The organism is Liquorilactobacillus oeni DSM 19972 (genome assembly GCF_001436275.1).
GTDB lineage: Bacteria > Bacillota > Bacilli > Lactobacillales > Lactobacillaceae > Liquorilactobacillus > Liquorilactobacillus oeni.
The window spans coordinates 322,389-336,398 of sequence record NZ_AZEH01000020.1 but is presented as its reverse complement, the minus strand read 5'-3'; the positions used below and the strand labels follow the sequence as shown (position 1 = coordinate 336,398).

Sequence of the window (14,010 nt, the reverse complement as noted above, 5' to 3'; positions counted from 1 at the left end):
AACAGAAACGGATCGAATTTAAGCCTATGCTTTTATTTCGATCCGTTTTTTCGTTTATAAAATTATTCTTGCTTTAACAAACCTACATTTGCTCTTTTGGCAGCAGCCACAGCATTAATGTTTTTCGATGAACAGTGAAGACTGCAAGCACTAAAACCAAAGCTAAGAGACCACATGATGGGAACCCCCATAACCCCGAAGCTAAGTCCATTGTTATTCCTACATATAAACTGCCAATTGGAGTAGTCCCTTGATTGAGCAGGACATAAACGCTCATAATACGCCCACGAAGTTTATTTGGAATGCCCACTTGGAATGAAGCATTAGACTGGTTCAAGAAGATCATGTTGCAAAAACCTACCATCACCATTACCGCAACTGCCAAACCGAAGCTATGGATAAACAACATTAAAGACTGCAAGATCATTGTTCCCAGCGAAACTGCTAAATAAAGTTTGCGGTTTAATCCATAGCGTGCTAAGTAGCTCATGAGAAATGCAGCTACGAGCGATCCGATTCCAGTAGCTGAAAGTAAATTTGCATAACCCTGCGCACCTTCATGCAGCACCTCCTTGGCATAAATAGGAATGATGACATTATTGTTGAAATTCAAAGTACTGATAATCACCATCATTTCTGCAACCAGTTTAATCTCAGCATGGGAAGTCACATAATGCAATCCCTCTAAAATATCCTGCACAATTTTGGCCTTTTTATGAATTTGAACTGCAGCCGGTATTTTGTCGATACGATACAGTCCTAAAATGACAGCAAAATAACTTAGTGTGTTAATGAAAAAGCATCAGCTTAAACCAAATTTCACCATTAAAATGCCAGCAAGTGACGGCCCTGCAATCTTTGCTAAATTAAAAATCGAAGAATTTAATGAAATACCGTTCAACAGATCCTTTTCTCCTACTAGTTCAACGACAAATGATTGACGCGTTGGTGTATCAAAACTTTGTAATATTCCCATTCCAATTGCAATCGCCAGAATCTGCCAATACTGAACGATTTTAAAATAGACGATAATAGTCATAGCAGCCCCTAAAATCAAAAACCCCCACTGCGTAAACAGAAGGATTGCTCGTTTAGGAAAACGGTCAATCAGTGTTCCGGCTACTAGAGTAAACGCAAGAATCGGAACAAATTGGCAAGCCGATAGAAGGCCCACCAAAAAAGCTGATTTTGTCATTTGATAAACTAGCCAAGTCTGGGCAGTTCTTTGAATCCAAGTTCCCATAACAGAGATACATTGCCCAAACCAAAAATAACGAAAATTGCGCGATTTAAGGGCCGAAAAAGTGTTTGATAAAACTCCAGTCTGCATTACTTCACATCACCAATCTTTTTAATTGAATATTTATAAACAGGGATTGTCATATAAAATATCTGCAATTTACCAAGTTAAAAATTGAAAAACGATCTTTCTATGTAAAAATAACTCGCTGTTTTACCTTTATCCTTACTTCTTATAAACAATATGGGGAAACCTTAAAGATTATTATCAGCAAAGTAAAAATTTACATAAACATAGCTGAATCATTGACTCAAATCCGTTAAGTGTAAGATACTTTATTATAAACGAAGTTTTGAGACTAAATTGTTTTCCAATAACATTCCCTGTTAACCTTAGAAACCAATTTATAAAATTGCCTTGAACAAGAGAGGAAAAATATTTAAGTGAAACCTAAAAAAGTTTTTTTCTGGCTGCTTAGCTGTATCCTAGTAATTGCTATAGGCTATGGCGCAATAACGCAATTAAATCATTATCATTATCTTAAAACACATTACGTCTCAAGTAATATACCTACAATCTTTGTTCATGGTTGGAATGGTACACTCCATTCAGAAGAACCAATGGCAAAAGCCGCCGAAAGAATGCATGTCGCTAAAAAAGCAATGATTATTCATGTACGGCCAAATGGGCAGCTGAAAACTAAAGGCCAGCTAAAAGAGAAAGTAAATAATCCTATTGTTGAGGTCGTCTTTGATAACAAACGCGCTGGCGAGTTTCAAGACGCGGAGTGGTTAAAAAACGTAACGCAGTTTTTAAAAAATAAATACCGTATAAAAAAATTTAACGCTGTAGGCCATTCAATGGGAGCTTATGCTTGGGCCTATTATAATATGCTGGTTGCTAACGATAAGAAGTATCCTCGAATCAATAGGATCGTCTTGATTGCTGGCCCTTATGATGGCATTATCAATAACCATAAACTGGACCAGCCGCTTAAAACACCTTTAAGCGGTTTATGGGAGGACCGCCCTAATGAAAACCGCCTTTTGGAAAACGGGAAGCCTCTAATCCTTCACGCAGAGTATCAAAAATTGCTTAAACTGCATAAACGTTTTCCTAAGCAGGCACAAGTCCTTAATATTTATGGTAACTTGGGTGATGGAACAAACTCAGATGGCGTGGTAACGCTCGTTTCTGCCAGATCCCTAGGATATTTATTAAGAAAACAAGTCCAAGTTTACCATGAACTTGAAGTTATTGGACCTAATGCCCAGCACAGTCGGCTTCATCAAAATAATCTTGTAGTCAATAAAGCGCTGATAAACTTTTTGTGGAATAAGAAACCAATTACTAGTTTGCCCAAAAGCGAATAGGCTAGTGTAACAAAACAAATTATTTTGCAGAGTTAAGGCTCAAATACTCACGGAAAACAGCAAGCAAAAAACGCCGGAACGGTCCCTGTATTTTCGTACCCTCATTCTCTTTTGGATATAATCGTCGCTTAAGCAATCTTAAAAAATATGCAAAAAGCAATGGCACAAAAATACCTACAAGTAAACGTAAATACCAATGATCTAAAAAGGCAATCGCAGTAGTAATGTCAAAAGCAGCTCTGTGGTAATACATTATTATTTCAGAATTTCTACCTACTGTAAGTAACAGTTTGAACGTCCCAAAGTGCCCAATTATCTCACATAGGACAAAAACACCAAAGCATAATGCTAATGGGATTAATAAAGCCTGTTTACCGGTTGTGATCTGATCGGATTTCAACCAAAGTTCAAATCCTAACTTTCCAATAGCATAGCGGTAAATAAGAACAGCATACAACAAAATAGCAGATACTAAATACAATAACTTCCATTTTAAACAAATCTTTCTGAACAACTTAAAACTATTATATCCACAAACCATCCAAAAAATAACCAAGGGAACTACCAAGGCATCCCATGGAAAATCTGAGTGGCTCCAAAAATCGGTTCCTTGCAGAATAATACCAATACCAAAAATAACACTGGAAAATAAAATCTGAAACAAAGGTGCTTTCACCAGTGAAATCAAAATAATGGCAGCAATTATTCCAAGAATATAAGTGGTCATGAACCAAAAGACACTTAAATAATTATTAAGGGTTTGTCCACCATATAAAAGCCGCATAAAATAATTCCAAGTATAGTGCCAGGACTGCTGCCGCACAAAGTGACTTAAAAGGATTAAAAATATCCCATTAAACAAGTAGCTCAACAGCAGCGGCTTAGCACGTTTTAGCAACAAATAACGCCAACCAGCCAGATTAAACCTGATTGGTTTGAGGAAAAAACCGCCTATAATAAAGAAAAGCGGCATATGCCACCAGTAAATCGAATTATAAACTACATCTAAAGCTTTCCCAGGTTCACCCCTATTAATAGCATGGCCTAAAACTACTGCAACTATCCCAAGGCATTTAGCATAGTCGGCCCATAAAATTCTCTTTCTTTTTGCCATAATCCACATACTTTCATAACTTTTTAAATATCTCTAAATTATTTTCTGAAAACTACCATAGTAAAGTTTCTATGATAAAGAAATATAGAGTTACATAACATAATATTACATTGGATCATATATTTGTTAAGAATTTAGCCTAGCAAAAAAGTCTCCCATTCAATAATAGAATTACGAGACTTTTACATTGTCAAATCAATTAACTATTTTTACTGAATTTTTTGGAAATTTTTCAACCAATCTTTTCCTTCTACAAAACGTGTGACTAACATACCAGCAGTAGTATTGCTTGAAGAATTCAATAGTGTTGCAGGGACATCAATAATTTCACTAATAATCAAGATCAACGGCAATGCTGACATTGGAAAACCAAATACTGTGATAATAACAGTTTCCGCAACGAACCCGCCTCCTGGAATTGCACTCATAACAACCCCAACAAGGAACCCGGTACAAATAATCAGCAATGCATTTTCAGGAGAAGCAATATTACGGCCAAACAGAACAAATAGAAAAGTGGCTTTCAAAATGCCTCCCACTACTGAACCGTCTTTGTGTGTGTTAGCTCCCAAAGGAATTACGGTTTCTGCAATATCAGGTGTTACACCCATCCGCTTAGTATATTCCAAGTTAACAGGGATGGTTGCAGCTGATGAACTCGTTGCAATCGCCGTAATAGCAGGCTTACCAATATTTTTCCAAAACATTTTGAAACCAGCGGCCCCGCCTGCAACAAAAGCATACCCACTCATAACAAAGAAAAAGTAGAAAAAAGCAAATCCAAGAAATACTAACCAAGTTCTTAAATAAGCAGTTACCATTTCTGAACCAAGGTTGCCAATAACTGTGGCAAAGAAACAGCCTAAACCAATTGGGGCATAGTACATAATATATTTAACGATCTTCATTGTAACAACATTCCCAGCTGCCAGAACTCGTGCAAAGGGCTTAGTTGCTTCACCAGAAGTTGAAGTAGCGATCCCCGTAAAAAGCGCCACCACAATCAAAGGCAACATGTGATCTTTAGATAAAATTTTACTGAAATCATCAACGGTAAATGTATTAATCAGCTGCTCTAAACCTGAAACCTGCTTGCCTGCACCCTTAACATTTCCCATTAAGTGCCGGACACTTGCCATATCCACATTATTAATCGGCCGAAATAAAAGAACTGCTAAATATCCTAAAATCGCAGAAATAAGTGCCGTTCCTAAAAAAACAAGCAATGTGGTTGCAAGAATTTTGCCAAGACGCTTCATCTCTGTCATCCCGGCAATTGCAGAAGAAATACTGAAAAAAACAAGTGGAATCAAGATCATGTACATCAGATTCAAAAAAAGATCCCCCAGGGGTTTCACTACATTAACCTTAGTACCCCAGACAGCACCTGCAAGCCCACCCAAAATTAATCCGCAAAATAATAAAATTGTTCCCCGATAATTCCTCCAAAACTTAACCATGATCAATCCCCGATTCTTCAAAAATATTTACTACTCTAAGTATCAAACAGTTTTAATGATACACTTATTTTGAAAAATTCTTAATAGAAATCCACTTTAACTTATAACTTAATATATACCGTGGTCATTAAACTTTGTGTATTGCATTATAAAGTTACAATATTATAAAATTCTGCTATTTCAATTTCATAAGTTATCATTTTAATGTTTCTAAAATTTCGAAAACGAAACGGCCATATCAGCTGCATTGATCTTGACTTGGTGCTCCAAGCGGTGTGGTAACCATAGGAAAATTGTATGGCAACTGTCGTACCCCGCTGTAATTGGCAACTTTGAATTATTGAAGTACTTCCTGCAAAATTTCCAATGGCTGTCGTCCGGAACCTATGTCATTAAATAAAGCGTGTTTTTCGAGAACTATTCCTTTGATATGGTTAAAGATTCCAGCATCTTTAAGCATGGCAAAATTTTTTTCGATTGTAGCAGCATCTTCAATAAATAAAATATCGTTTGCATGGATTGGGTAAAAATATGGGGATGCTAAAATTCCGTACATTGTATTTAAATTCCCACCAATTATTCTATCTTCTAAAATTGGCTGATTGACATACTTCCAAGAATTTTGAGATCACTTTTTTTCATACTCATGAGTTTCCCAGTTGGCTTTTTCATCACTCCAAAATTTCGATGCTTTAAATTTTATTATGAAATCCCCAGTTGCAGTGCATACTTTTTTAAAATAAGACCATGGTTGTTCGGTATATGGCATCCACTCGCCAAAAGACGCAACTAATGCAGGCCCATATAATACGCGACAGTTTGGTGCTTTGGCTTTGACCGCTAACAACAAAGCTGTAGTATCTGAATAGCTTACAAACGTTTCAGGATGCCGTTTCAAATATGAATAATCAATATATGGAACAACAGAATTAGTATTAGTTCCCCCGATTGTAGACATAATAATATCAATGGTATCATCATAGATTAGTTGGTTAATTTCAGCAGCACGTTGGTTAATAGAACCAGAACGATAAAAATCCCTTTTCCCAGTCAAATTACCGGCAACTAAAACTACCCTCTTAGCCTCTAAGAAATTCTTAGCGCGTTTAAATCTTTCTGGTGATAAATTAGTAATGGAAGTTAGAAGAATAAAAACCAATTTTCAATGCAGTTCATCTCACCCTTATATTATCTAAATAAATATAGTACTAAAGCCTCAAATCTCGTTTCTTTTTCTTAATGCTGACTATTTAAAAGTGCTAAGATATGGCCATTTAAAGTTCCTAAAGAAATTTTATCGTCCTTAACATTAGAAAATAAGACAATAAAGTCTTTCTTATCATGGGTAAAGCCATTGGAAATACTGAACCCCGATAAAAAACCGCGGTTAACAATCAAACCAGGATCATTGTAAAAACCCATTCCATAATGTGAGCTGCTTCCGGGAGTGAACATCGTTTGTAAATCCTTTTGTGAAATCAGCTTGCCGCTGTTCAGTGCTTGATCAAACCGATACATATCTGCAGGATCCATATACATGTCACCTACTCCATAAAGCTGAGAAAATTCTGGCAATTTTTCTGTTTGTGTATCCGTTAAATAATGCTGTTTGACATATCCTAGCGAACTATTTTGTTTTTTAAAAAAGTTTGCGTCTGCAAAACCTGTATGTTCAAGCCTACTAGGCTGAAAAATGTGTTGTTTCAAGTACTCCCTTAATGATTGGCTTGAGAGTTTTACAACCAAATCTGCCAAGACAATATAATTTGCATCCAAGTAATGCCACTGACCAGGCTGGCTCCTAATTCCATTTGCAATGATTTCTTGTAAGAGTTCTTTTGGTGTTTTCTTAGAGAATGTTTCTGCACGACCATTGATCCCAGAAGTATGAGTCAAAAGGTTGCGTAACTTAATTTTTTGTCCGTTAGGAAAATTAGGATAGTACTTAGCAATCGGGTCGTCAAGATTCAGCTTTCCCTTTTCTTTCAACTGCAAAATTGAAGTAGCAATCATTGCTTTTTCAGTTGAACCTATTAAGAAAAGCGAATTAGAGGTGTTGTTGCGCTTTTGCGTAGTATCAGCGTACCCATAGCCCCTTTCCAAAACCACTTGATTATTTTGTACAATAATGACACTGCCAATAAAGCCGTTGTGTGAAAAAAAGTTATCTAACGAATGATTTTTTACAATGGTCGGCTCATTTTTTACAGACAACGCTGCCGCATTATTTTTTTGAGGTCGTTTGATATGGTTGGAGCCTATACTCGCTTTTGTTTCATCTTTTTTATGTACTTGCACAGATGATTGGCTTCCTTCAAGTTGGCAAATACTGAAAATTATTCCCAGCACTAAGAACAAGGCTAAAAAAATTACCATCAACACGCGTTTATTTTTAAAATTGAAAAATTTCATCCTGAAGTGTCCCTTCAACATGTTTTTATATAAGAGGATTGTTATTAAAAGTAGCTATATTTATCATAACAGTTACATTTATTCGAGTAAAATCGGCTTTAATGTCGCAATCTTTAACTATGCTGTATGCTGCATTCAATATTTCTCACACAGCTGCCTGAATCTTTTACTTTTGCTGGTAAAAATCATTTATACAATTTTTTAGCTAAACTAAATCATCCGCACCTCATACTCAACTATTATAAAACCAGTTATATTTTTAGTTTTTACTGCTAGCTAATATCAACTTCCAGGTGACTCAACTTTTACTAAATGCTTAATCTGTCGAATTACAGAAGGGAACCAGAATAACATGGTGCATAATCCTCCACCCCATGCTAATGGTTCTGCCAGACAGATTCCAAAGTATCCCCAGTAGTTTACAAAAATCAAAGCCGCTATCATCCGCATAATCAGCTCGACTACTCCTGCAATCATCGGCAAGAGATTATAATTGAGACCTTGCAAGGTAAATCGCAGAATAAAAAGCACTGACAGCAGAATATACCAAGGCGTTACAACCCTAAAATATAAACTGTTGAGTTCCAGTAAACTTTTGGACGGAGCAGAGATAAACAAATACGTCAGCATATCACTGAAAGTGATAATACTAATGGCTAAAAAAGCACCTATTCCAAGAGATATCCAGCTTGTTTGTTTAATTCCAACTAAAATTCGCTTATACTGAAGGCTGCCGTAATTCTGTGCGATATAAGTTCCCAACGCAGCCCCCAGAGCCGACATCGGCAGCATCGCAACCTGATCAACCTTTGAAGCAACTGATGAAGATGCGATTGCGTTTGTGCCTAAACTGTTTAAAGCACGCTGAACCAGCAGTGCTCCTACTGCAATAATTGAAAACTGTAATCCCATAGGAATCCCAACCGCTAATTGCTTTCCTACCTCGGTTAATTTAAGCTTAATTGGTTTTTTAAAATGAAAAACAACATCATTACGCATCATATAGATACCACACGATACAGCAGCTACCAATTGGGAAATGACAGTTGCAAGTGCAGAGCCCGATGTACCTAAACCAAAAGCCAAGATAAAAATAAAGTTCAGTATTATATTAACTATTACAGCAATGGTCAAAAAGATAAGCGGTGTGCGGCTGTTTCCAATTGAGCGCAACATGTTAGCAAATAGATTGAATGCCATCGAGATTGGGATCCCTGCAAAAATTACTAAAATGTAGTTTCGTGCATTACTATAAATCGATGATGGTGTACCCAAAGCAACCAACATGTTCCCAACAAACACCATACTCAATAACGTCAAAACAAATGCTATCACTGCACATATTAAACAGCTGATACTAAATTGGCGCTGGACTGCTTTAAGATCTCTGGAACCGAACAAGCGCGCAATAATGAGACCCATCCCAGTAGTGATACCCTGTGAAAACCCCAGTACAAAGCCGACCAAACTGCCTGTACTACCAATTGCGGCTACTGCTTGTTGTCCCAGCAATTGACCGACAATCATAAGATCAGCCAAGTTATAAAATTGTTGTAAAAGGCCACTCAATAAGATAGGCCAGGCAAAGTTAAGAATAACCTTCCATGGAGTTCCCTTTGTTAAAATGTGATCACCTCATATTTTAGCTGCTTTATTAAAAAGTTTACTTTATTTTAACTTCATTTCAAGTAAAAGAATTCTCCTATATTTTCATGCCTGCTTTTTAAGCTGTTAAATTTATTTAATTGACAGATGTTTTGCCTCTTGAATTTTTTTCGGCTTTATTAAAAACAAGGTTAATAAAATGCTGAAAACATTTGTGAGCGAAAAGACCATAAATGTCACTGCTGAACCTAGCAAAGCTATCAGTGTAGGATAAATCAAACTAATTATAAAATTGGCCAACCAAATAGTTCCAGTTGCAAAAGCCATAAAGCGTGCCTTAACTGGCAGCGGGAAAATCTCAGAAATCATTAGCCAAGTTGCTGGACTGACAATCCCCTGATGACTCGCTAAAAATAGAGTCAAAAAGATTAATACAGCAATATTAAGTAAATGAGCAGGTAAAAGGTGCATTTGTAAAATTAACGACAACATTCCTAAAAAAAATGCATTTCCTATTATTCCTAATAATAGAATATTACGGTGGTTATGTGCTGCTATCAAACGCGTCCCAATTATACTTGCAACAAAAGATGCAAGACCGATCAAAATGTTCCCATAAAGAGATGATCCTCTGGATAAACCGATATCTTCCAATACCACGGTTCCGTAATACATCACAGTGTTAACCCCGGAAATTTGTTGGATCAAAGCAAGGCTCATACCAACAATAAGAATAAATACTAATGATTTATTACGAAATACCTGCAGCAATGAAATTGTTTTTTTGTTTCTTTTTAAACTATTTTGAATTGCTGTAATGCTTCTTTTTGCTACTTCTTGAGAAAATCCCAAGTTGTCAAAGTCTTCTTTTCCGTCTTCTAGTTTCCCATGAAGTATTTGCCATCTAGGGCTATCAGGTATTTTATAAGAAGCTACCCACATCAAAATTGCAGGAATAGCAGCCATTAACATCATCACACGCCAAATCGGATGCCAGTCGCCCCATATGTTACCTAAAACTGCATTTACAGTAAAAGCAATTACCTGACCCAAGACGATCGCTATCGCGTTTTTATTAACATTCTGGTCGACACGATCCGGAGTTGATATCTCCGAAAGATACATTGGAGACAATCCAGAAACAGCTCCTACAGCGAGCCCTAAAATAAAACGAAAAATTACTAAAATGAAGATGTTTGCAGCAAAGGTACATCCTAATGCAGCAATCACAAACAAGATTGCCATCCAGCGTAATAATTTTCTTCGGCCAATCTTATCAGCAACTCTCCCCCCGCTAAGAGCTCCAAAAATGCCTCCAAATACTAAAGCACTAGAAACAATTCCTTGAGTCCCTGCATTAAGTGCCAATTGGTCCTTAAGACTCATAAATGCTAAAGAACCGTTAATAACCCCAGTGTCATATCCAAATAAAAAACCGCCTAGAGCAATTACATATGCAGAAAGTTGGGCTGATAAGCGCTGGTTATGCTTTCTTTTTTCCATATCTGCTAATCTAACTTCCTTTTGTTAAATTCTAAGTAACGACTTCCTTGTTCTGCCTTTTCAACTTAAAAAATCGATTTACTAAACCAGACCACTCCTATATCTCCAGTTGTTTATCAACTCTCAAATATATTTTATATAAAGAAAGTTTTTAATTAACCATATATAAACTATAACTTTCTAATATTAAAGTGTACGTTTTTATGTTACTACCACGATAATAATTAAACCAATAATAAGGCTTTAGCATCAATTCTTTAAGTACTGTGTTTCCTGCACGCACAATTTATTTCAATGAGTCTCAGTTAATCCAAGCTCTAAAGTTAAAAATAAATTCCTGTAATTTATTAAAATGAGCTTATGCTGTAATCACCTTTTTCATAGTCAACTGAATTTTAAAACAATGTTCAATTATACTATAATATGTAATAGGTATTCTGTCTTTGACTTGACTAAAACTGGAGGAAATTGGAATGAACGTCCTACTTGTTGATGATGAACCTTTGGCACGGGATGAACTCGCCTATTTGTTAAAACAAAATATTACTGTCGAAACTGTTTTTAAAGCGGAGGGAATTAAAGAAGCTCTTTCTTTTCTTTTTAAACATCAGATAGATTTAGTGTTTTTGGACATTTCTTTAAATGAAGAAAACGGATTTACTTTAGCAAAAGAATTGGATCAGCTTGTGAATCCCCCTCTTATTATCTTTGCTACAGCATATGATAAATATGCTGTGCAAGCATTTAATATCGATGCAATTGACTATATTTTAAAACCTTTTGACCAAGAACGGATAAATCAGGCATTAAAAAAAGCGAGTGCTGCACTTTCTGCTAGATTAACTAAAAAAAAGCCAGATACAGTAAAGGAGACTTCAGATACCCAGTTCATAACCCTCACAAGTGATGAACGGACAGTTGTTATCAAAACACAAGATATTATTGCAGGAACAGTTGAAAACGGTGAATTGACAATTTATATCAAAAACGGCAGCCAGTATGTTTCACATGAAACGCTGGTTTGGTTAAAATCACGCTTGAATTCAGAGTTTTTTCTTCAAGTTCATCGCAGTTCCATTGTTAACGTTGACAGTATTCGGGAAATTCAGCCTTGGTTTAATCATACTTATATTCTGATAATGAATAATAATAAAAGAATCCCTGTAGGTCGTTCTTATCTCAAGGAGTTAAAAGCTCGTCTCAATATGTAGAAAAGCGTGGCTCTTTAATCAGTATTTTTCTACATTCACCCTTCGTTTTTTGCAGTTAACTGCAAAAAACGTTTTTTTTTAATTTATTGTATTATTCTTACACCATAAAGAACAATTAGTTAAGAAAGAAGGATGAGACAATGAATGAGAATAAACAAAACAAAAAGAGTGCTGCAAAAAAAGCCCCTCTTCTTGTCCAAATGGGTATCTATGCTTCGCTTCTTTTTATTTCAAATTTAGCTTCCGGTCTGTTTCCTAAATCTTTTCCTGTCCCTGCTCCAGTAATTGGGATGGTTTTGTTATACGCTTTATTGTCATTACACATTATCAAAATTGAATGGGTTGATTCACTAGGAGCATTTTTTATCAGTATCATCGGTTTTCTCTTTGTTCCTTCGGGAATTTCTTTGGCAGCCAACCTTGAAGTCATGCGTTCAGCAGGTTTACAGCTCATCTTGGTTATTATTCTTTCAACAATCATTTTGCTAGTTGTAACTGCTTACACAACCCGCTTGTTTATCTGGATGAAGAAAATCCACGTTGAAAAACACAAGTTAACGCAACGCCCGCTTATATTAAAAAGTCAGATTCACGTGAAAGGAGAAGATTAACATGGCTTTACTTACAAGTCCCTTCTTTGGAATTTTTCTATCTTTAGCTGTTTACCTTTGCGGTCAATGGCTTTTTAAAAAATCTCATGGCCTTTTCCTATTTCAGCCCTTATTTGTTGCTATGGTTTTGGGAATTTTAATTTTGGTCTTACTTGCAAATCTGTTGCATCAAGATGTTGCAAAATTCTATACGCAAGCCTATAAACCCGGCGGCGATTTGATTTTTTGGTTCTTAAATCCTGCAACAATCGCATTTGCTATTCCTTTGTATAAACGTAACGATGTTATCAAGAAATATTGGAAAGAAATTATGGCAGGACTTTTGGTTGGAACAACACTTTCATTATTCGCAATTGTCTTTATCTCAAAATTAATGGGGCTAAATCAAAGTGGAATTGCATCCATGCTTCCGCAAGCTGCTACCACTGCTATTGCTCTGCCTATTTCTAATGCTATCGGAGGCAATTCTGCAATAACTGCGATGGCATGCATTTTAAATGCCGTTATTATCTATGCTTTAGGTGATTGGCTTGTTCGTTTCTTCCATTTAAACTCAGATCCTATCGGAACTGGTTTGGGGTTAGGAACATCCGGGCATACGATTGGTTCTGCCTACGCTTTAAAGTTAGGTTCGGTACAAGGATCGATGGCTGCAATTGCAGTAGTTGTAATCGGTGTTGTAGTTGACATCGTTGTTCCAGTGGTCTCAAAGTTCTTGTTTTGAAAAGAACACTGTATATTAAAACCGCACTGAAAGAAGCTCATCTTTAAGTTAAGAGGCTGGGGCAAAAGTTAACTTTTGCCCCAGCCTCTTTGTCTTAATCTGAAATATGCGAATTAACGTGTTTTAATGGTCAGCATAGATTATCTTCTCGGATACTCAAGTATGTATTTTCGCCTTTAGAGTACATAGCTTAAATTGCCAGTCGCCACATTGTCAACCGCCTTCTAGTCCAATTCTCTTGCCGATTTCCTTAACCAGTTTAACATCCCTTTGATACTCTTCAGTAGTCATATCAACTGCTGCAAAACAGGAAGTTAATTTGTTCTTGATTTCATACTTTTTATTACGAGCTTTATGTGTAAGACAGATATAAACACGCCGTGCATCTTCTTCACCATGTTTTCTTTCAATCCAACCATCTTTTTCCATTCGTTTCAATAATGGTGTTAAAGTTCCATTGTCTAAATTCAACTTTGCACCGATTTGTTTAATCATCATCGGCTCTTCATTTTCCCAAAGTGTTAGTAAGGTAATATATTGGGGATAAGTAAGTTTATATTCTTTAAGCGCTGTTGTATAAAACTTGTTATATATTTTTTGTGAAGTATAGATTGCAAAACAAAGCTCATCCTCTAATTTATTAGGCCTATGTTCTAATCCCATCGTTCGTTCCTACTTTCTAAAGTTTCTTAATAATCCTTTGCATTAACTATGATATATTATATTAACTAATATAATACTTTCTACAAACAGAATC

12 protein-coding genes and 1 pseudogene are annotated in these 14,010 nt (G+C 36.1%); 4 read left to right on the top strand and 9 right to left on the bottom strand.

All coding sequences use genetic code 11. From position 1 onward, the window contains the following. Nucleotides 1-82: 82 nt before the first annotated feature. Nucleotides 83-1,330, bottom strand: a pseudogene (locus FD46_RS02530) (MFS transporter). 353 nt (nt 1,331-1,683) lie between these two features. Here FD46_RS02530 and FD46_RS02525 point away from each other — a divergent pair. Further along, nucleotides 1,684-2,613, top strand: a complete 930-nt coding sequence (locus tag FD46_RS02525) for an alpha/beta hydrolase (protein ID WP_057895612.1) — start codon at nt 1,684-1,686, stop codon at nt 2,611-2,613. A gap of 19 nt (nt 2,614-2,632) precedes the next feature. Here FD46_RS02525 and FD46_RS02520 read toward each other — a convergent pair whose 3' ends face one another. From FD46_RS02520 to FD46_RS02495, 7 genes are all read right to left on the bottom strand, one after another. After that, nucleotides 2,633-3,727, bottom strand: coding sequence for an acyltransferase family protein (locus FD46_RS02520; RefSeq protein WP_057895611.1), 1,095 nt, complete (start codon nt 3,725-3,727; stop codon nt 2,633-2,635). 209 nt (nt 3,728-3,936) lie between these two features. Next, nucleotides 3,937-5,187, bottom strand: a complete 1,251-nt coding sequence (locus FD46_RS02515) for a dicarboxylate/amino acid:cation symporter (RefSeq protein ID WP_057895610.1) — start codon at nt 5,185-5,187, stop codon at nt 3,937-3,939. A gap of 337 nt (nt 5,188-5,524) precedes the next feature. Then, on the bottom strand, nt 5,525-5,743 hold the full coding sequence (locus tag FD46_RS10530) for a hypothetical protein (protein WP_235805532.1): 219 nt from the start codon (nt 5,741-5,743) through the stop codon (nt 5,525-5,527). A 72-nt stretch (nt 5,744-5,815) separates the two neighbouring features. Further along, nucleotides 5,816-6,346 (bottom strand): LD-carboxypeptidase, encoded by a 531-nt coding sequence (locus FD46_RS10525; protein ID WP_235805531.1) that lies wholly within the window; start codon nt 6,344-6,346, stop codon nt 5,816-5,818. A 77-nt stretch (nt 6,347-6,423) separates the two neighbouring features. Further along, the gene (locus tag FD46_RS02505; RefSeq protein WP_057895609.1) at nt 6,424-7,599 is read right to left on the bottom strand and encodes a serine hydrolase domain-containing protein; all 1,176 of its coding nucleotides are present in this window, start codon (nt 7,597-7,599) and stop codon (nt 6,424-6,426) included. A 282-nt stretch (nt 7,600-7,881) separates the two neighbouring features. Then, the gene (locus FD46_RS02500; protein WP_268872838.1) at nt 7,882-9,168 is read right to left on the bottom strand and encodes an MATE family efflux transporter; all 1,287 of its coding nucleotides are present in this window, start codon (nt 9,166-9,168) and stop codon (nt 7,882-7,884) included. A gap of 168 nt (nt 9,169-9,336) precedes the next feature. Continuing rightward, the gene (locus tag FD46_RS02495; RefSeq protein ID WP_057895607.1) at nt 9,337-10,707 is read right to left on the bottom strand and encodes a sugar porter family MFS transporter; all 1,371 of its coding nucleotides are present in this window, start codon (nt 10,705-10,707) and stop codon (nt 9,337-9,339) included. 473 nt (nt 10,708-11,180) lie between these two features. Here FD46_RS02495 and FD46_RS02490 point away from each other — a divergent pair, with 473 nt between their 5' ends. From FD46_RS02490 to lrgB, 3 genes are all read left to right on the top strand, one after another. After that, nucleotides 11,181-11,918, top strand: coding sequence for a LytR/AlgR family response regulator transcription factor (locus tag FD46_RS02490; protein WP_057895606.1), 738 nt, complete (start codon nt 11,181-11,183; stop codon nt 11,916-11,918). Between the two features lie 140 nt (nt 11,919-12,058). Continuing rightward, nucleotides 12,059-12,529 carry a CidA/LrgA family protein gene (locus FD46_RS02485; RefSeq protein WP_057895605.1) on the top strand — a complete coding sequence of 157 codons (471 nt, stop codon included), beginning with the start codon at nt 12,059-12,061 and terminating at the stop codon, nt 12,527-12,529. Nucleotide 12,530: 1 nt separating this feature from the next. Continuing rightward, entirely contained in the window at nt 12,531-13,253 is a 723-nt protein-coding gene (gene lrgB, locus FD46_RS02480) for an antiholin-like protein LrgB (RefSeq protein ID WP_057895604.1), read from the top strand. Between the two features lie 213 nt (nt 13,254-13,466). On the opposite strand, the gene FD46_RS02475 is transcribed toward lrgB, so the two are convergent. Next, a complete protein-coding gene (locus FD46_RS02475) occupies nt 13,467-13,916 on the bottom strand; it encodes a MarR family winged helix-turn-helix transcriptional regulator (RefSeq protein ID WP_057895603.1) in 450 nt (149 codons plus the stop codon). Nucleotides 13,917-14,010 lie beyond the last annotated feature (94 nt).